Source organism: Arcticibacter tournemirensis (genome assembly GCF_006716645.1).
Classification (GTDB): Bacteria; Bacteroidota; Bacteroidia; order Sphingobacteriales; family Sphingobacteriaceae; genus Arcticibacter; species Arcticibacter tournemirensis.
Map to the genome: position 1 here is coordinate 1,169,439 of NZ_VFPL01000001.1, position 17,909 is coordinate 1,187,347.

Sequence of the window (17,909 nt, forward strand, 5' to 3'; positions counted from 1 at the left end):
AATAACTATAGCAGAATAAAAATTAATATTCAACAATTAATATAAACAAAAATGAAAGAATATGTAGAACCAGCTGAAGGTAAGCTGGGAATCCTGATCCCTGGATTAGGAGCTGTTGCAACTACTTTAATAGCCGGTGTTGAGGCTGTACGTAAGGGTCTTGCGCAGCCTATCGGCTCGCTTACCCAAATGGGCAGTATCCGCTTAGGAAAGAGAACAGAGAACAAGTATCCTAAAATTAAAGACTTTGTGCCTCTCGCTGACCTTAACGATATCGTTTTTGGCGGATGGGATGTTTACGAAGATAATGTGTACGATGCGGCGATGAAGGCTAAGGTGCTTGATGCCGGACTTCTGACAGCTATTAAGCCCGAGCTTGAAGCTTTAGTGCCCATGAAGGCTGCTTTCGACAAGCGTTATGTAAAAAATCTGGATGGTACCAACATCAAATCATTTACAACAAAGAAAGATCTTGCTGATCAGGTTCGTGAAGACATCCGTAATTTTAAAGCAAAGACCGGATGTACGAGAGTTGTAATGGTATGGTGTGGTTCGACTGAAATCTATCAGGTAGAAGGACCAGTACATCATTCTATCGCGGCTTTTGAAGCAGGTTTGGAGAATAATGACGATCATATATCACCAAGTATGATCTATGCATATGCCGCCCTTAAGGAAGATGTGCCTTATGTAAATGGTGCTCCTAATCTTACTGTAGACACTCCGGCACTTGTAGAGCTGGCAAAGGAAACAGGAAACCCTATAGCGGGTAAGGACTTTAAAACCGGTCAGACTTTAATGAAGACCATTATTGCTCCCGGTTTAAGTGCAAGGGCGTTAGGTGTTAGAGGGTGGTTTTCAACCAATATACTTGGGAACAGAGACGGATTAGTTTTGGATGATCCTGATAACTTTAAAACAAAAGAAGTTTCAAAGTTAAGTGTGCTGGATGAAATATTCCGTCCGGATGTTAATCCTGAATTGTATAGTGAGCTTTATCATAAAGTGAGAATTAATTACTATCCTCCTCACGGCGATAACAAAGAGAGCTGGGATAACATCGACATCTTCGGATGGCTGGGATATCCGATGCAGATCAAGATCAACTTCCTTTGCCGCGACTCAATTCTTGCTGCTCCGGTTGCGTTGGATCTTGCCCTGTTCACTGATCTGGCGAAACGTGCGGGAATGAGTGGAATTCAGGAATGGCTTTCATTTTATCTTAAATCGCCTCAGACCGCTGAAGGTCTGCGTCCTGAACATGATATCTTCAAACAGTTGATGAAGTTACAAAATACACTTCGTCATATGATGGGGGAAGACCTTATAACTCATCTCGGACTGGATTACTACCAGGATATTGTAGATTCAATGCACTAAATGTATAAATTAATTTCCACTGGTTTTGGTATAGGATATATCCCGAAAGGAGGAGGGACAGTCGCTTCTGTCTTTTGCTGTCTTTGCATGTATCTAACTCAGACCGGTGGAAATTCCTACAATATTTTTACTTCGGCCATCGTTACCGTCGTTTTGATAACGCTCGGTGTTCTAGCTTCCCATAAGATGGAACCAATTTGGGGAAAAGATAATTATCGCGTAGTAATTGACGAAATAGCCGGTATGTGGATAAGTATGCTTTTTATACCTATTGGCATAACTTACTTATTAGTAGGATTAATATTGTTCCGGGTATTTGATATAGGTAAGCCATTTTTCATTCGGAAAATGGAAAAGTTACCGGGGGGGATTGGTGTGATGATGGATGACGTTCTGGCAGGGATATATGCGAATATTAGTCTGCAGATTGTCATTGCATGCAATTTGCTTTAAAAAAATATGCAAAAGTTTCTAAAAGCGCAGGTAGCTTCATTTTCTGGTACGGTTGTTGACTTTTTAACTACTTTAGTCAGTGTTGAAATTTTTAATATATGGTACGTCAATGGCAATCTCACCGGAAATGTTTGTGGGGGAATAACAAACTTCTACCTGGGAAGAAACTGGGTTTTTAATTCCAGGAATAAAAAAGTGTATATCCAGGGAGTTAAATATAGTATGGTATGGGCTGGGAGCATCACACTTAACACTTCGGGCGTATTTGCTTTAACTCATTATTGCGGTATAAATTACATAGTGAGTAAAGTTATAGCTTCCGTAGTCGTCGGGTTTACCTACAACTATCTTTTACAAAATTATTTCGTCTTTAAGCAATCGTGAATATCAACAATATATATATAGGCATCAGATATGGTTTGGTCGGCGTGCTGACTTTTTTATCATTTTTGTCAGTTGCGCAAACTTTAGTAAGAGGAGTAGTGACTGACGCTAAGACGAAGGAAACACTGCCCTATGTCAGTATTACTATTCCTGGTACGTCGCTGGGCATAAGTACCGATGCTGACGGTAAGTATTCCATGAAGATAGGTGGGGGATATAATAAAATCACTTTTACCTATGTAGGCTATAATTCTCTTACGAAAGTTATTATTCCGGGCCGTGAACAAACGTTAAATGTTCAGTTGCAGGTATCGAGTTCGAGAATGCTGAATGAGGTAGTTGTAAAATCGGGCAGGCGAAAGAAGTACCGGAATAAAGGAAACCCGGCTGTAGAGCTAATAGAGCGGGTTATAGCTAATAAATCAAAGAACAGGCTAGAAAGTTACCCTTACATAGAGTATGAAAAATATGAAAAGCTTTCGTTTGCTTTAAGCGATATTACCGATAAGTTTCGTAATAAAAGGATCTTTCGAAACTACCAGTTCCTTTTTAAGAATCAGGATTCAACAGCCATTGGAGGAACAACCATTCTTCCGGTATATATGGAAGAAACGCTGTCAAAAAATTATTACAGGAAGAATCCGGAAGAGAATAAATCAGTTATTCTTGCAAAGAACAAAGTTGACTTTGATCCAAAGTATATTGATCAGCAGGGGGTAAGCGCCTATTTGAATCGGATGTATCAGGATATAAACATATATGACAACAACATAACGGTTATAAGCAACCAGTTTCTAAGTCCGATTGCGAACAGTGCGCCTACTTTTTATTTATACTTTATAACCGATACAGTTACCAGAGGCAACGATAAACTGGTTGAATTAAGTTTTGCGCCTCGCAATAAAGGCGATATGCTTTTCCAAGGGAAACTCTATATCACTATGGATGGCAGTTATGCCGTGGATAATGCCTATTTGACAGTTCACAAGGATATTAATTTAAATTTTGTAAGGCAGTTTGAGAGTCGTCTGGAGTTTGAGAAGAATCAGGAAGATGGACGCTATCATCTTAGCAAAAGTACTCTTAATATAAATTTCGGGATAAGCAAGAATAAGGGAACGGGCGTTTTTGGTGAGCGGACGGTTTCATTCAAAGATTATAAGACAAATGTGCCCGCTCCCGACAGCATCTATAACGGCCCTGCTGTTATTGTTGCCCAGAATGAAGTAAGTAAAAGTAACCTAAGCAAGGAGCAGTTCTGGCAACAAAAGCGCCATGAACAGTTGTCATCGTCGGAAAGGGGTGTTTACAGGAATATAGACAGTCTTCAGAACATGAAGTCATTCAGGCAAACGATGGAACTTGTGACTTTTCTTTTTGCCGGATATAAATCGTTCGGGCCATTTGAAGTGGGGCCTGCAAATACATTTTACAGTTTTAATCCGGTAGAGGGATTCAGGCTACGGCTCGGCGGGCGAACCACACCTGAACTTAGCAAGAGGTACTATTTTGAAACTTATGGGGCTTATGGGTTCAAAGATGAAAAATGGAAGTATTTTGGGAGTGCTACTTATTCTATCAACAATAAATCTATATATGCTTTCCCCCAGCACTATATAAGAACAAGTTTCCAGCGCGACACCAAAATTCCCGGACAGGAGCTTCAGTTTGTTCAGGAAGACAATTTTCTGCTGTCTTTTAAACGGGGGGAAAATGATCGCTGGTTATACAATGACCTTTGGCGGATTGATTATGTTCATGAGTTTGAGAATCATTTCTCTTATAACGTAGGATTCAAAAAATGGAAGCAAACACCGGCAGGGTCTCTACGATATAACAATGTTCAAAATAATGAATTGCATCGTGTTGAGAATATTAATACATCAGAATTAAGTTTGGAACTGCGTTATGCGCCTAATGAGAAGTTTTATCAGGGGAAGATATACCGTATACCAGTGTATGGCCCAGATCCGGTGTTTACACTTCGTTACACACAAGGAATAAAAGGCTTATTTGACGGGGAATACAACTATGGGAATCTTACTGGTAACATCCAGAAACGATTTTATCTTTCACAGCTTGGCTACACTGACATGACGGTTGAAGGTGGGTATATATTCGGACAGGCGCCATTTGCTCTTCTTGCTATTCACAGGGCTAATCAGACGTACGCTTATCAGCTGAATTCCTATAATCTCATGAATTTTCTTGAATTTGTGAGTGATCATTACGCCAGTTTGAATATTGATCACAGTTTCAATGGATTCTTTTTGAATAAGATTCCGCTATTGAAGAAATTGAAGCTGAGAGAAGTGGTGACCTTTAAAGGCCTTTACGGAGGCATAAGAAGCGAAAACGACCCTCTAGTTCATCCTGAACTCCTGACCTTTCCTACCAACGGTGAGGGGGTAAGAACCACTTACACGCTCGAAAAGCAGCCTTATATTGAAGGAAGTGTTGGATTGGCAAACATTTTCAAACTATTTAGAGTAGATTTAGTGAAGCGTTTCAACTATCTTGAAAATCCTGAAGTTTCAGAATGGGGTGTAAGAGCGCGGGTAAAATTCGATTTCTAACATTACCTTTGCATAGAAATAATATAAAGAAATAGTTATGTCGCAAGTGCCTTTACGGACCAGTCTTCAACTGGGCATCTATAAAATCATTAATCCTCTCGTTAGGTTTTTAATCAAGATCGGGCTAACGCCCAATGCAGTAACCACTATAGGATTGATGCTGAATATCGGGGTGGCTGTGATTTTTATTATGGGAGCTGAGAGAGGCAACCGGGGCGACTTAAGTTTTGTGGGGTGGGCAGGAGCACTGGTGCTATTCGCAGGCTTGTTTGATATGCTTGATGGACAGGTAGCACGCATTGGAAATATGAAATCTACTTTTGGGGCATTATTTGATTCTGTGCTTGACCGTTACAGCGAAATGATCATGTTTTTAGGAGTGTGTTTCTATCTTGTATCTCACCATTATTTTCTTAGTTCGCTTTTTGCGTTTATCGCACTTATCGGTTCTATGATGGTAAGCTATACGAGAGCGAGGGCTGAGGGCTTAGGTATTGAATGTAAAGGCGGATTAATGCAGAGGCCTGAAAGAGTAGTACTGATTGGCTTAAGTGCTATGGCTTGTGGTATTAGCTCAATATTTTTAGGTGGCGACTACAAGGTATTCGTTCCCGGTATCCCGTTCCACGTTTTCGAAACGATGTCCATTTTTACAATTCCGATAACGGTGATGGCTGTGTTGACTAATATCACTGCGGTTAATCGTTTAATGGATTCAAAAAAAGCATTAGACCTTAAGGAAAAATCTGATAACGATATGTTTTCTTCTAAAAAGGCCTCTGTACTTATTGGTTTCATATTGATTACAGGACTTAGTGCCGGTAGTGCTTATGCTTTTGGCCGCCCTTTATTGCAGAAGCCGGAAACCGTGTTCCCTACTCCAAAAGGAATCAGCAATCAGCTTTTCTATCTTCAGAGAGATCCAAACGCCAACACAATTATCTGTCAGCTGAATATCGACGCTGAAGGACAGGTCGATAAGGACAATCCGGTAAACGTGTTTTGGATAAGATACGCTGAAAAAGGACAGAAAAGCGAACTAAACTTCATTCAACGGAAATTTGCCTATGGTATAAATAGTAAACCTTTAGGTAATGGCAAGTATGAACTAAAGTTTGTTTCCTATGGAAAGTTGCCGCTCTATCTGATGAAGGATAAGTATAACCGATACAGGGTATATACCACGGTTGCAAAAAGAGAGATCATTCTTGACCGGATCTTTGTCAGGATTGAAGGTGGTACATTTTGGGTACCGAATGTTAAATATGTTGAATTGAAAGGGGTTGATGCCGCGACGGGAGAAGATGTGGCCCAGAGAATAAAGGTTTAATTTTTATACTATGAAAAAGAATTTTGTATCCAACTCAACTGAATCTACCAGAATGTTTAAGAGCAATTTTCTTGAAAGTCTTTCAAAAGTACCTTTTTATATCCCACTTATTGTTTATATCCCAATAATCGGATATATGATTTGGAGGTCGTTTATTAATGAAGATATGACTTTCTTACATTTTACAATGGCTTTTTTTTCAGGATTGGGCGTATGGACCCTGGTTGAGTATGTTCTTCATCGTTTTGTTTTTCATTTTCATCCGCAATCTTCCTGGGGCAAACGCATTCATTTTATTTTTCATGGTGTTCATCACGATTACCCTAATGATGCAAAACGTCTGGTAATGCCCCCTTCGGCTAGCCTCCCCCTGGCTGCTTTATTTTTTTTCCTTTTTAGATCATTTATTTCTGATTATCTGTTATATGCTTCTTTCGCTGGATTCATTTTCGGATACCTTATATATGATATGATGCATTATGCCCTTCATCATTACAATTTTAAAAGCGGGCTAGGGCTGAAGATGAAGAAACATCATATGCTTCATCACTATTCAGATGAAACCAAAGGGTATGGCGTAAGTTCGGCCGTTTGGGATAAAATATTCAAAACTAATTTTTCCAGAAAGTAAAATGCCTGCAAGTACTGAAACTGAGCATATACCATTGATAAATAAAAATTTAATCTCTGTAACAGTAATTTCTGCTGCTTATCTATTGCTTTCATATTTTCTTATTGGCTATAAGCCCGAGCAGTTGGTTCTTGTTATTCTCTTTAATACGCTTTACTATCTTTCAAAAGATACAAGGAGGTTAATTCTTGGATTTTCTATTTTCATAATTTACTGGATTATATTCGACTATATGAAGGCTTTTCCGAATTATAGATACCATGCTGTTGATATAAGCGGGATTTATTTTTTTGAGAAAGGTTTATTTGGAATAGATTATAATGGCTCCGTACTAACTCCGAATGAATTTTTTAAGCTCCGGGCTAATTCTGCATTCGATGTTTTAAGCGGAATATTTTATCTTACCTGGGTTCCCGTACCTCTTCTTTTTGCCGTCTATTTGTTCTTTAAAAAGCGCCTGTATTTCTTTTACTTTTCGTTAACTTTTCTGCTGGTGAACCTTCTTGGATTTGTGATCTATTATGTTCATCCCGCTGCTCCTCCATGGTATGTTCAGAATTATGGGTTTCAGTTTAATGCATTTACTCCAGGGAATACAGCAGGACTTGCCCGTTTCGACAGCTTTTTCGGATTATCTATATTCAAGTCTATTTACGCGAAGAGCTCGAATGTTTTTGCGGCAATGCCATCTCTTCATTCTTCTTATCCCGTTATTGTACTCTTTTATGGCTTGAGGAGTAAACTGAGGTATACGAATATTCTATTTGGAGTTATTATGCTGGGTATATGGTTTGCGGCGGTATATTCAAGTCATCACTATATTGTTGATGTTTTAGCCGGGATATTGTGCGCGATTTGCAGTATCGGGTTGTTTCAATTGCTTCTGAAATATAGATGGATGAATTCTTTCATTAATCATTTAATGAAGATAACGTCTGCCTAACGTGATCTCATTGGCCGTTTAAGCGAAACGAGAGTTTCGCGGTAAAACAGCGAAGCGAGGGTTCTTTTTAGCCGTTTTGAAATAACTGCGATATGGTCTCCTTTGTTAACGGCTTATTAAGGAAGCCTGTGACATTGCTATATTCCAAAGCTCTTTGCCTGTCAATTGGGTTAATTGAGGAAGAAAGGATAACTACTTGAGTGTTAATGTTGTTTTTCTTCATGAAGTCCAGGCAATCCCATCCACTCATGACTGGCATATTGATGTCGAGAAGCAACAATATTCCCGAAGGATTTCTTTTAAGATACTCAATCCCTTTTAACGGATCCGTAAAAGAGGTAAGCGGGATTTTGTGATTTACCGAACCTATAAGGCGGCTATGTATTTTATTAGCCAGCAGCTCGTCGTCTATTAGCACCAGTTCTTCTACCTTGACCAAAACTTTATTTATAAATATGTTATATCCGATTTAATCCCAGCACTTATATGCTTATCATCGCAAAATTACGAGGTACGTCTGACATTCCGTGTGTAACATACATAACATTTTAAGAAGCTTTTTATTGTTTCTGTTAAAAGAAAAGTTCTCTGACCAGCTTAGATGTTTATACGACAGTACTTTATCATGTCAGCCAAGTAGTTAAGATTATATTCCGTTAAATGGGTTTTTCTCAGGTGGCTCTATTCCCGCAAGCCTGTTCATCAAAAGACCGTTGTGTACGGCGAAAGTATTAATGTCGTTATTGAAAAAAATATAAGCATCTGTAGTGTTTGCATTTTTTCTAATCGTCTCGATTAATGCCGATAGCTGTTGCTCCTCATAATTAGACGCATATAGTTGTTCCATACCATGAAGCCGGTAATATAAGAGAGAGGTATTGGAAATGACTTCTGGGGGAAGTATAGGGTGGCTCATCCCGCAGAAACTAATGTTATGGGCTCTAAGTGTGTTGTATACATCTTCCCGCCACCAGGTCTGATGTCTGAATTCAAGTACATTGGGATAAGAATTATCCACGCTTCTGATAATTTTCTCGAGTCGTTCCCGTGAGAATGAAAAACGGGGCGGCATCTGAAACAAGACGCATCCTAGCTTTTCCTTCAGCCCCTCTCTTATAGTATGATAAAAGTCGGATGTCATATCAGCAACCCCTGAAAACTGTTTATAGTGAGTGATCAGGCGGGGAGCTTTCACCGCGAAATGGAATCCAGAAGGGCTTTTCAGATACCAGTTCTGCAAGAATGAAAGTTGGGGAAAACGGTAGAACGTGACGTTCAGCTCGAGTGTATTGAAGAAACGGCAGTAATAGTCAAACCACTTGCTTTGGGCCAGTTTTTCTGGATAAAAGGTACCTTTCCAGTGTTTGTAATGAAATCCAGAGCAGCCGATATGCCAGTTCATAGCAGGGTATTGAGTGGGTTATGCTGGTTTGCAATACGTTTGTTTTTCATAAGAGCAAGTATCTAGTTAGTATAGAACATGCCCTCCTGAAAAATGGTTTGACCCTTGTAAAAATAGCCGCTAGAGCCAGTTTTTCTTTTTGAAATAAATGAGGGTAAGTGCCGAAGACAGGATCATGAGTATAATGGCAAAGGCATAGCCCCATCGCCAATGTAATTCAGGCATTAGTTGGAAGTTCATACCATAGATACTGGCAATTAGAGTAGGGGGCATAAACGCAACGGTAGCCACTGTAAAGATTTTAATAATTCGGTTTTGCTCAATATTTACAAAGCCCATAAACGTATCCTGAAGGTATTCCAAACGTTCAAAAGCAAATTTATTGTGTTCAAGAATCGAGCTGATATCCCTGATCATTATGCGAAGTACCCCTTTGTATTCTTCAGGGAAAATGCCGCTCTTCATCAATGCAGAAATTAGCCGTTGCTTGTCGATAATGTTTTCTCTTAAAGACATTGTTTCATTCTGCAATGAAGATATCTGTATCAGAATCTCTTCGTCAGAACGTTTTTTTCTCAGGATGAGCTGTTGGTTCAGTTCGGCAATATGCCGGGCTAGCCCCTCAATCAAATCCGCGTCATGATCAATAGAGGTTTCGAGCAGTGTTAATAATATCTGATACCCGTTTGTATAAGATACCGGACTTGCTTTTATTTTTTTAACCGATTCGCTAAATGTTTTGAGATCGTCATCCCGGTAGGTAAATAGTATACCTTTCTCAAGTATAACGGAAACTGGGCAGTAAACAAAGCCCTTGCCGCGGATTGATAAGAAGTTGGAGTTGATGATCAGCTCATCTTCCACTTCACTAAAGCGTGAGGAGCTTTCGATTTCCTGTGATTCTTCTTCTGAAGAATACTTAATATCAAAGTATGTCTCAATGGTGATTTTTTCTTCTACCGTTGGGTTTTGAAGATCCACCCAGATCATGCTTTCCATGGGGATCTCTCTAAGCATATCGAGATCTGTCTCCTTAGCTAATCTGCGGTCTTTTTTATAGTAAATTCTTAGCATAATAAGTATTCTGTCAGGGATTCAAAGATATCGCACGAGGCCGCGATTATACCTTGTAATTTTAACCGATCAACGCTACAACATAGCAATAAAGTCTGAAACCCTCAAATCTGTTTTATATTCAGTACCTTTGCGTCAGAATCAGTATACCTATCGTACTGATTTAAAGTATCCCAGCAACTTAAGGTAAATGATAAATGAATATTGATTTCGGGTATAAGGCATATAATAACTACGGGGCATATCTTAAGAAGAAGTATGAGGGCAAGCGAGTGTTTAAAATAATTGTGGATGGAGGGTTTACCTGTCCGAACCGGGATGGTACGAAAGGCTACGGAGGTTGCTCTTATTGTAATGTCGATTCGTTCACGCCTGAGCTTTCACGTAAAATGCCTACAGTCAGAGAACAAATAGAGAAGGGGATGGAGCGGGCGGTAAATGGATATGCCGCGGAGAAGTTCATTATATATTTCCAGCCTAATACAAATACTTACGCACCTGCACATTATCTTAAGATGATGTACGATGAGGCGCTAAGTATATCTCCAAGTGATGTTGTGGGTCTCTCAGTTGGTACACGTCCCGACTGCATAGACGCCGAAAAGGTGGCTTTGCTGGAGAGTTATGTAGAAAGGGGGCTTGATGTGGATTTGGAGATGGGAATGGAATCAATCTATAATGAAACGCTCCAGAGGATAAACAGAGGATGCACTCATGAGGAACTTGAGCAGACTCTGGGCCTGGTTGAAAATTCATCCCTTGATATTTGTGTTCATACTGTTTTTGGTTTCCCATGGGAAACCCGTGAAATGATGCTTCGGTACGCAGATCAAATTAATCGTTTTCCGCAGATCAAGTTTGTGAAGTTGCATCAGTTATATGTGGTGGAGGGCTCTATCATGGGAGTTCAGTATAAAAGGAAGCCATTTAAGTTATTTTCGCTGGAAGAATATGCAGATTTTCTGTCAGAGTTTATTCCCCTGCTCCGACCTGATATTATTATTCAACGTTTATTCGGTATCTCCGATTATGATCTCCTGATTGCTCCAGACTGGGGCTTGAAGAAATCAGGTATCCAAACTTATATCGACAAAGAGCTGGAGCGCAGAGGTGTTATACAGGGTTGTAAATTTGATTCTGTTATAAAAGGCTGACTTGGTTCTGCTTTTTAAATTGTGTCCGAGCCTGCTGAACTATTAAAGATCTCATTAATCTTCTTCTCTCTGGTTTTAAAGATATCAAGAACTTTTTTTTCTACCGCCAGGCTATTTACAATACGGCCTATAAAACCATAGGGAATTGCGTATGTAAGAATATCTTCCATGGTTATTCCTCCTTCGATTTCTTTGAAGTGATGTTGATGGTGCCAGAATGCAAACGGTCCAAATCGTTGTTCGTCAACAAAATATTCTTTCTCACGGATGTGAGTTATTTCTGTTAGCCAATTCATTTTTATACCAGCAAGTGGTGCCACTGTGTAGGATATCAGGATTCCGGGATACATTATTTCATCTGTTTTGATATCGCTGGTAATAGAAAAACCAACTGACGGTGTGATCTTCGCAAGATTAAATGGGGAGGAGAAAAAGGCCCATGCTTCATCCAGTCCCACTGGAATATTCTGAAGGAATCTAAAACTATAAATTTTCATCTATATATAACAGTTATGTGTTGACGAAAGTTTAATCACAAGTTATTGCTGCAGTAGGTAGAATGGCGCGGATCTGTTAAGGTTTTGGCGCTTTTGTGTGTTGTTTTTTGGGTTATATTTCTATTTTTTTCGTGTTTTTATTTAATTTATATTTAAAAAAAGTCATTTATTTTTAATGAAACCATTGTTATTTTAAATAATTGTTATAATTTTATCATTGTATAGCGTGTTTTTGTTTGTTTATTTGAATTTTTTGATGTTTTTTATGCTATATTATCTGATTTTTGTGGTTTTATTCGATATAATATGTAGATAATTGTGAGAATATTGGCATATGGCTGTATTTCTGACTTTTTATGGATTGATTAAAGAGGTTATTGGCTAGAATTGAAATAGATCGTTAGCTAAAGGAGGAGTAACGCGAGGTGTGTGTTTTGTTATTGCAATAGAAAATATAATAAACAAATCTTTTTTAACAACATCAATTTAAATTATGACAACACTTTTAAAGAATTTCTTTACTGCTGCGTTAATCGCATCTGGAGCCGTCAGTGTTAATGCTCAAGACAGTGCTGCTGTATCGCCTCTTCAGATCTCGGGTTCTGTAGATACCTATTACAAGTATGATTTTTCAGGGTATAAGCCCGGTAATATCCCAACCGCATTTGCTAGCGAGAACAATTCTCTTTCGTTGGGAATGATTGATTTAGCGTTAAAGAAATCTTCTGGAAAGGCTTCTTTTGTAGGTGAAGTGTCTTTTGGGCCAAGAGGTCAGTATCAGTCTCTTCCTAATTCTGATAATACCTATGAAGAAGGCAATGGTTATAATAGCTTTCATATACAGAATTTGTATGCAAGTTATCAGTTTACTGAAAAGTTCTCTATGACGGCGGGTTATATGGGGACTTTTGTTGGCTATGAAGTGATTTCACCTGTAGGGAACTTTAATTATTCGACTTCTTATCTCTTTTCTAATGGTCCCTTTCAGAACGCTGGAATAAAAGCGAATTATGCTTTTTCTGATAAGGTGGGGCTGATGGTTGGGTTGTTTAATGATTGGAATGTTTATCAAGATTTTAATGGGGTGTCTGACTTTGGAGCTCAGTTGTTTTTATCTCCGGTAGAGGGATGGAGTGCATATGTTAATTTTATCACGGGTTATCCATCTGGGACTGAAATTGATCTAACTACTTCTTATCAGCTTACGGAATCTTTTAAGCTGGGCTTGAATGTTGCGGATATGAGCAGGCCAAGCGATGCAGGTGGTTTCAGTGGAGGGGCGTTGTATCTGCAAAATGCTTTCTCTCCTACTGTTTCACTGGGTGTAAGGGGGGAGTATTTTAAATCAAAGAAAAATGAGGCGCTAGTCTTTGGTCCGGTTGCCGATGAGTCAGTCTTTGCGTTAACGTTTTCGGGCAATGTAAAGGCCGGGCCTCTTACTGTAATTCCTGAGGTTAGATTTGATAATGGTTCTGTTGATATGTTTTATAAAAAGAACGGGGTAGATATGACCAAGTCTGCAGCGCAATTTTCTATTGCAGCTGTGTACGCTTTTTGATCTAATAGGCGCTCTTTTTTTGAATAAATGAAATACTAAATTAGATTTAGTGTTGTTGAGAGGGTTGTTTTTTACAAACGCCCTCTTTTTTGTTTTTTTTATCTATTATTTTCTGTATTTTATATTTAATTTATGTATTATTTAAGGATAATTTGTTTTATTTTATAGTTAATTGCAAATATTTTGTGTTTTTATTATGATTTTTATAAAAAAACTGTTTAGTTTTGTAATAACGACATTTAAATCTAAAAAAATACTAAGATGAGTAAAAGCGTAGTAAAACAAACGGTTCCATTCCTGCTGCTCCTGTTAGCAGCCTGTGTTTCTATTTTTGTTCCTTCTCTTCCGCATTTCGACGACGGAGGTAAAATTTATAATGGAGCTGATATTGCATGGGTGCTTGTCTCCACTGCTCTTGTGTTTCTGATGACACCCGGCCTTGCTTTCTTTTATGGTGGAATGGTACATCGTAAAAACGTACTTTCTACTATGATTAAAAGTGTTGTGGCGGCTGGGATCGTTACTGTGCTCTGGATCGTAATAGGTTTTAGTCTGGCCTTTGGCGATTCAATTGGTGGTATTATCGGTAATCCATCCACTTATTTGTTCTTTAAAGGAGTTAATTCTGGTGCTCCATGGCCAGGTGCTCCCACTATACCTTTTACTTTGTTTTCCGTTTTTCAGCTGATGTTTGCGATCATCACGCCGGGTTTGGTCGTCGGTGCCGTTGCGGGTAGAATTCGCTTCACCTCTTATATTACTTTTATTGCTCTATTCTGTCTGTTTGTATACGCGCCACTTGCGCATTGGAGTTGGCATCCAGATGGGTTTCTTTTTAAAATGGGCGCATTGGATTTTGCCGGAGGAACTGTCGTTCACATTTCGGCCGGTTGCGCCGCGTTAGCAGGAGCACTCGTGTTGAAGCAACGGAAGGCTCATATCGAGAAGAAGGAGGTTCCGCCTGCAAATATTCCATATGTGCTTATCGGTACTGGCTTACTGTGGTTCGGTTGGTTTGGATTCAACGCTGGTTCGGCTTTGGGTGCTAATGCACTGGCTGTTTCAGCATTTGCGACGACTAATACAGCCGCGGGAGCTGCCGGGTTGGCGTGGATGTTCTTCGATGTGATCCGTGGGAAGAAACCTTCTGTGTTGGGATTTTGTATTGGTGCTGTAGTTGGGTTGGTTGCAATTACGCCGGCTGCCGGTTTTGTTGCGATTCCTCAGAGTATCTTTATCGGCTTTATTGCTGCTATAATCTCTAATGTGGTAGCGCATAAAATCACTAATTCAAAGATCGATGATACACTTGATGTATTTGCTTGTCATGGATTAGGAGGGATGGTTGGTATGTTGTTGACGGGGATTTTTGCCACTAAGTCTGTAAATGGCGCAGGCGCCGACGGCTGGTTTTATGGTAATCCTGAGTTCTTTTTTACTCAATTAAAAGCCATGACCATAGCTGTAGCGTATAGTTTTACTGTTTCCTTTGCGATATTTAAGCTTATTAATCTGATTCAGCCGATCCGTGTGTCGGTAGAAGAAGAGGAGCTTGGGCTGGATGCTACGCAGCATAACGAGAAATACATGCAGGGTACATTGCTGGTAACCAAAAACGGTGTGTTATCTGATGAAGAGGAGTTAAAGGAAGCTGACGAGCTTTAGTGAGTTTCTCCTTATGTAGAGTCCATAATCTCTATTGCTCGCCGACTCCTTAATGTCATTAAATTGCCTGGCTTTAGTATTCTTTAATCATCTAAAGAATACTAAAGCCATTTTGCATCTAAATGTAGTATATTTGCTTCGCAAACGCATTTACGAAACATTTTATCCCGCCGACGGTTAATTGTAGATAGATTTTGCGAATTAATGGAAAAAGCAGCAGTTCAAAGTATTCAGTTCAACACCTTCAAAACGGAGTATTTCATCTTCCAGATCTTATTATGTTCTCATTCTTTTCGCGGAAACCAGTAACAAAGACTCTTGAATGGATGGGGGTAGACATGCATTCGCATCTGGTTCCCGGTATAGACGACGGGTCTCCTGATGCAGCTACATCAGCAGGATATATTAAGAGCTTACATGAGTTAGGTTTAGAGAAATTCATTTGTACACCTCATGTTTTTATGGAAATCTATCCGAATAGTCCAGACTCTATCAATCCTGCTCTGCAGGCTCTGCGTAATGAGCTGAAGCAGCGAAAGATTCAGGTGGAGGTTTCGGCGGCAGCGGAATATATGCTTGATCCCGATTTTGATGCTCTCATGAAAGAAGGAAATCTCCTTTGTCTTTCGGGGAACCTGGTCCTTGTTGAAATGTCTTATCAGGTAGAAACCCGTAATATAGAAAAGTATATTTTTGATCTCAATATAAAAGGATATCAACCTGTTTTGGCTCATCCTGAACGGTATATTTACTATCATAAGAATTACCAACAATATCAGAAACTTCATGAGAGAGGATGTCTTTTTCAGTTAAATATACTCTCTCTTTCAGGTTATTACGGTAAAGCGGTAAGGCAGATAGCGGTCAACCTACTGAATGACGGCTTAATAGACCTTTGCGGTACAGATCTTCATCATCAGCGTCATTTGAATGCGCTCTCTGCTTTTGTGCAAAGCGGATCCGCTGCAAAGGCACTGAATAACTATCCTTTGAAGAATAAAGACCTCCTCCTTTAAATCATCTGCCGCCGGTTCAGTCCCCTTTTAATAACTGTGAATTTATTGTGTACACCTTAAGTGCTTTTTATTATGAGGTAAATAACGCATGTTATTATTTCGAGATCGATCTATATTGTTACACAGGGTGTGTATTGAAAAAATGATTAAAAAATCGATAAATGGCAAAAAGTAGATTTATTGCCCCGATTGGTATATGTAATTCCCCACTTTATTGGCTAATTTGAATTTTTTCACCAAATCAGCTTTATAAATTGTGCAACATTCTGATAAGGGAAAGAATAAATATTATTGTAACCTTGCAAAAATATGAGTCGTAAAAGTTGAACGAGGAGATCGAGGCAAAAGTACCTGTAAGATACTATGTGATTTACGGTTTTTCAATTGGATATTTAACAACTACGATATACTTTTGCGTTTATAATTGCTCATATAGTTGAATGACGAATTAACGCCCTTACTCCCCACGATATAACTAAATAGATGGTAATTGAAACAATCAAGGACGCACAGCATATTATTTCAATAAATGGAGATCCATATATTGTTAATATAAAAGAATTTGAGGCCTTTTTAAAGCAGTGTGAGCAATTTATGTCTGTTGATGATAATGGATTTGAAACAATGGTCCAGATCATTTCAGATAGCTTGATAGACGGTGCGGCTCCTGGCACTACGATAGACGAATTGAGGCCTCAGCTGAAATTTTTGCGTGAAGTAGGGTTTCTGTTAAAGAACTTTGCATCGCCGGTTTTGAATCAGCATTAAAATAGAGACTAAGGTTTAAATCATCTCTTATGAAAGAACCTTCTCTACTACAGCCTTGCCGTTGATAGCTTTAGGGTTATTTTCGATACAGCTTAAGAGCAATTTATTGTACCGCTCTAAAAGGTCTATATATTTGTCTTTCCAGATGCACTGTTCTGACTGTTGTAAAGAGGGCCTTCCCGGGTTCTCGGGCAGCTGTACCGGAGGGACAAAGTCGGTTGTGATTTGCTTTGGAAATAGTTCAGGGAATTCCTGCGAAAAGTCATAGTTGAGCACTATGCCTATTTTATAGACAATTTCAGCTTTTAAATGCTTCTGATTGAACCAGTTATAGACAGATCGTCTGTTAACTTTCGTCAGGCGTGCAAGTTCGCTGATGCTATAACCATTTCGTCTTATTACTCGTTCAATTATTTGTCCATGATGTACATTCATAAGTGTTCAGCATACTTTAACTTTACTCCGGATTCCCGAAGAGGACTTTCAAAAGATATTTTGTTATTTATTGAGCTTGTTAAAAGTATCTGGTCATAATCCAACTTCACTTTCGCTATCAGCGCACAATCAAGTTGTTTTAAAACGATCAGAACAGATTTTCCCTGTATCCCGACAATCTCACCGTGGCAGTCAAAAAGGATGCCATCTTTGACCTTTATTTTGTCGCCAATATTCAGCGCTCTCATACTAACAGACTCAATATCTGTATGATTATTAACTAGTAATCTTACTCTTTCTATGTCGTCAACCGGTACAAATGCCGGCTTTCCGCCATAAAAAATAAAATGGCTTACACCCGGCGTTTTAAGCACCTGTAATTGCTCGCGTGCGTTTGCTCTTACAAAAACATATGAATTAAAAAGAGGAACCTCTACTATTTTCAGCCTGTCTGCCCACTTCCTTTTTGTTTTAATAGTTGGGCAGAAACTCTCAATGTTTTGTAGCCTTAGTAGTTGGTCTACTTTTTTTTCATAGTTCGAGCGTGTGTAGACAACCATCCACTCTGATTTCTTTTCAGGTAACGTAATTTTAGACATAGAGAGCGTAATTATTTGTATATCGAAATTAGAAAATATTATAC

At 39.1% G+C, this 17,909-nt stretch carries 18 protein-coding genes; 12 read left to right on the forward strand and 6 right to left on the reverse strand.

The window, feature by feature from the left end; translation table 11 throughout:
* The first annotated feature begins 51 nt into the window (after positions 1–51).
* From BDE36_RS04900 to BDE36_RS04930, 7 genes are read left to right on the forward strand one after another with little or no spacing between them, the layout of a single operon-like run.
* Positions 52–1,380, forward strand: a complete 1,329-nt coding sequence (locus BDE36_RS04900) for an inositol-3-phosphate synthase (protein WP_128769733.1) — start codon at positions 52–54, stop codon at positions 1,378–1,380.
* Positions 1,381–1,833 carry a phosphatidylglycerophosphatase A family protein gene (locus tag BDE36_RS04905; RefSeq protein WP_128769732.1) on the forward strand — a complete coding sequence of 151 codons (453 nt, stop codon included), beginning with the start codon at positions 1,381–1,383 and terminating at the stop codon, positions 1,831–1,833.
* 6 nt (positions 1,834–1,839) lie between these two features.
* Positions 1,840–2,217 (forward strand): GtrA family protein, encoded by a 378-nt coding sequence (locus tag BDE36_RS04910; protein ID WP_128769731.1) that lies wholly within the window; start codon positions 1,840–1,842, stop codon positions 2,215–2,217.
* Positions 2,214–4,793, forward strand: coding sequence for a DUF5686 and carboxypeptidase-like regulatory domain-containing protein (locus BDE36_RS04915; protein WP_128769730.1), 2,580 nt, complete (start codon positions 2,214–2,216; stop codon positions 4,791–4,793). The genes BDE36_RS04910 and BDE36_RS04915 overlap by 4 nt, the downstream gene beginning before the upstream one ends.
* A 37-nt stretch (positions 4,794–4,830) precedes the next feature.
* A complete protein-coding gene (locus tag BDE36_RS04920) occupies positions 4,831–6,123 on the forward strand; it encodes a DUF4833 domain-containing protein (RefSeq protein WP_141813952.1) in 1,293 nt (430 codons plus the stop codon).
* Positions 6,124–6,133: 10 nt separating this feature from the next.
* Positions 6,134–6,754, forward strand: a complete 621-nt coding sequence (locus tag BDE36_RS04925) for a sterol desaturase family protein (RefSeq protein WP_141813953.1) — start codon at positions 6,134–6,136, stop codon at positions 6,752–6,754.
* Position 6,755: 1 nt separating this feature from the next.
* Positions 6,756–7,697 (forward strand): phosphatase PAP2 family protein, encoded by a 942-nt coding sequence (locus BDE36_RS04930; protein ID WP_141813954.1) that lies wholly within the window; start codon positions 6,756–6,758, stop codon positions 7,695–7,697.
* 67 nt (positions 7,698–7,764) lie between these two features.
* On the opposite strand, the gene BDE36_RS04935 is transcribed toward BDE36_RS04930, so the two are convergent.
* The 3 genes from BDE36_RS04935 to corA form a co-directional block, all read right to left on the reverse strand.
* Entirely contained in the window at positions 7,765–8,136 is a 372-nt protein-coding gene (locus BDE36_RS04935) for a response regulator (protein ID WP_161973420.1), read from the reverse strand.
* Positions 8,137–8,343: 207 nt separating this feature from the next.
* A complete protein-coding gene (locus tag BDE36_RS04940; protein ID WP_141813956.1) occupies positions 8,344–9,099 on the reverse strand; it encodes a DUF72 domain-containing protein in 756 nt (251 codons plus the stop codon).
* 120 nt (positions 9,100–9,219) lie between these two features.
* Positions 9,220–10,173: a magnesium/cobalt transporter CorA gene (corA, locus tag BDE36_RS04945; RefSeq protein WP_128769724.1), complete on the reverse strand. Its 954-nt coding sequence runs from the start codon at positions 10,171–10,173 to the stop codon at positions 9,220–9,222.
* 197 nt (positions 10,174–10,370) lie between these two features.
* Here corA and mnmL point away from each other — a divergent pair, with 197 nt between their 5' ends.
* Complete coding sequence (gene mnmL / locus BDE36_RS04950) at positions 10,371–11,327, forward strand: tRNA modification radical SAM protein MnmL/YtqA (protein ID WP_128769723.1); 957 nt, start codon at positions 10,371–10,373, stop codon at positions 11,325–11,327.
* 14 nt (positions 11,328–11,341) lie between these two features.
* On the opposite strand, the gene BDE36_RS04955 is transcribed toward mnmL, so the two are convergent.
* Complete coding sequence (locus BDE36_RS04955) at positions 11,342–11,824, reverse strand: SRPBCC family protein (RefSeq protein WP_141813957.1); 483 nt, start codon at positions 11,822–11,824, stop codon at positions 11,342–11,344.
* A 493-nt stretch (positions 11,825–12,317) separates the two neighbouring features.
* Here BDE36_RS04955 and BDE36_RS04960 point away from each other — a divergent pair, with 493 nt between their 5' ends.
* From BDE36_RS04960 to BDE36_RS04975, 4 genes are all read left to right on the forward strand, one after another.
* Positions 12,318–13,382: a porin gene (locus tag BDE36_RS04960; RefSeq protein ID WP_141813958.1), complete on the forward strand. Its 1,065-nt coding sequence runs from the start codon at positions 12,318–12,320 to the stop codon at positions 13,380–13,382.
* Positions 13,383–13,643: 261 nt separating this feature from the next.
* The gene (locus BDE36_RS04965) at positions 13,644–15,047 is read left to right on the forward strand and encodes an ammonium transporter (RefSeq protein ID WP_141813959.1); all 1,404 of its coding nucleotides are present in this window, start codon (positions 13,644–13,646) and stop codon (positions 15,045–15,047) included.
* A 278-nt stretch (positions 15,048–15,325) separates the two neighbouring features.
* Positions 15,326–16,063, forward strand: coding sequence for a tyrosine-protein phosphatase (locus BDE36_RS04970; RefSeq protein ID WP_141813960.1), 738 nt, complete (start codon positions 15,326–15,328; stop codon positions 16,061–16,063).
* 483 nt (positions 16,064–16,546) lie between these two features.
* Positions 16,547–16,831, forward strand: a complete 285-nt coding sequence (locus tag BDE36_RS04975) for a hypothetical protein (RefSeq protein ID WP_128769718.1) — start codon at positions 16,547–16,549, stop codon at positions 16,829–16,831.
* A 27-nt stretch (positions 16,832–16,858) separates the two neighbouring features.
* On the opposite strand, the gene BDE36_RS04980 is transcribed toward BDE36_RS04975, so the two are convergent.
* On the reverse strand, positions 16,859–17,266 hold the full coding sequence (locus BDE36_RS04980; protein ID WP_141813961.1) for a helix-turn-helix domain-containing protein: 408 nt from the start codon (positions 17,264–17,266) through the stop codon (positions 16,859–16,861).
* Positions 17,263–17,865 carry a UpxY family transcription antiterminator gene (locus tag BDE36_RS04985; RefSeq protein WP_141813962.1) on the reverse strand — a complete coding sequence of 201 codons (603 nt, stop codon included), beginning with the start codon at positions 17,863–17,865 and terminating at the stop codon, positions 17,263–17,265. The genes BDE36_RS04980 and BDE36_RS04985 overlap by 4 nt, the downstream gene beginning before the upstream one ends.
* Positions 17,866–17,909 lie beyond the last annotated feature (44 nt).

Excerpts from the sequence above, each read along its gene's own strand:
- BDE36_RS04970 (WP_141813960.1), top strand. The coding sequence starts at position 15,326 with ATGTTCTCATTCTTTTCGCGGAAACCAGTAACAAAGACTCTTGAATGG.
- BDE36_RS04900 (WP_128769733.1), top strand. The coding sequence starts at position 52 with ATGAAAGAATATGTAGAACCAGCTGAAGGTAAGCTGGGAATCCTGATC.
- BDE36_RS04965 (WP_141813959.1), top strand. The coding sequence starts at position 13,644 with ATGAGTAAAAGCGTAGTAAAACAAACGGTTCCATTCCTGCTGCTCCTG.
- BDE36_RS04910 (WP_128769731.1), top strand. The coding sequence starts at position 1,840 with ATGCAAAAGTTTCTAAAAGCGCAGGTAGCTTCATTTTCTGGTACGGTT.
- BDE36_RS04940 (WP_141813956.1), bottom strand. The coding sequence starts at position 9,099 with ATGAACTGGCATATCGGCTGCTCTGGATTTCATTACAAACACTGGAAA.
- mnmL (WP_128769723.1), top strand. The coding sequence starts at position 10,371 with ATGAATATTGATTTCGGGTATAAGGCATATAATAACTACGGGGCATAT.
- BDE36_RS04955 (WP_141813957.1), bottom strand. The coding sequence starts at position 11,824 with ATGAAAATTTATAGTTTTAGATTCCTTCAGAATATTCCAGTGGGACTG.
- corA (WP_128769724.1), bottom strand. The coding sequence starts at position 10,173 with ATGCTAAGAATTTACTATAAAAAAGACCGCAGATTAGCTAAGGAGACA.
- BDE36_RS04905 (WP_128769732.1), top strand. The coding sequence starts at position 1,381 with ATGTATAAATTAATTTCCACTGGTTTTGGTATAGGATATATCCCGAAA.
- BDE36_RS04960 (WP_141813958.1), top strand. The coding sequence starts at position 12,318 with ATGACAACACTTTTAAAGAATTTCTTTACTGCTGCGTTAATCGCATCT.
- BDE36_RS04980 (WP_141813961.1), bottom strand. The coding sequence starts at position 17,266 with ATGAATGTACATCATGGACAAATAATTGAACGAGTAATAAGACGAAAT.
- BDE36_RS04975 (WP_128769718.1), top strand. The coding sequence starts at position 16,547 with ATGGTAATTGAAACAATCAAGGACGCACAGCATATTATTTCAATAAAT.
- BDE36_RS04920 (WP_141813952.1), top strand. The coding sequence starts at position 4,831 with ATGTCGCAAGTGCCTTTACGGACCAGTCTTCAACTGGGCATCTATAAA.
- BDE36_RS04985 (WP_141813962.1), bottom strand. The coding sequence starts at position 17,865 with ATGTCTAAAATTACGTTACCTGAAAAGAAATCAGAGTGGATGGTTGTC.
- BDE36_RS04930 (WP_141813954.1), top strand. The coding sequence starts at position 6,756 with ATGCCTGCAAGTACTGAAACTGAGCATATACCATTGATAAATAAAAAT.
- BDE36_RS04925 (WP_141813953.1), top strand. The coding sequence starts at position 6,134 with ATGAAAAAGAATTTTGTATCCAACTCAACTGAATCTACCAGAATGTTT.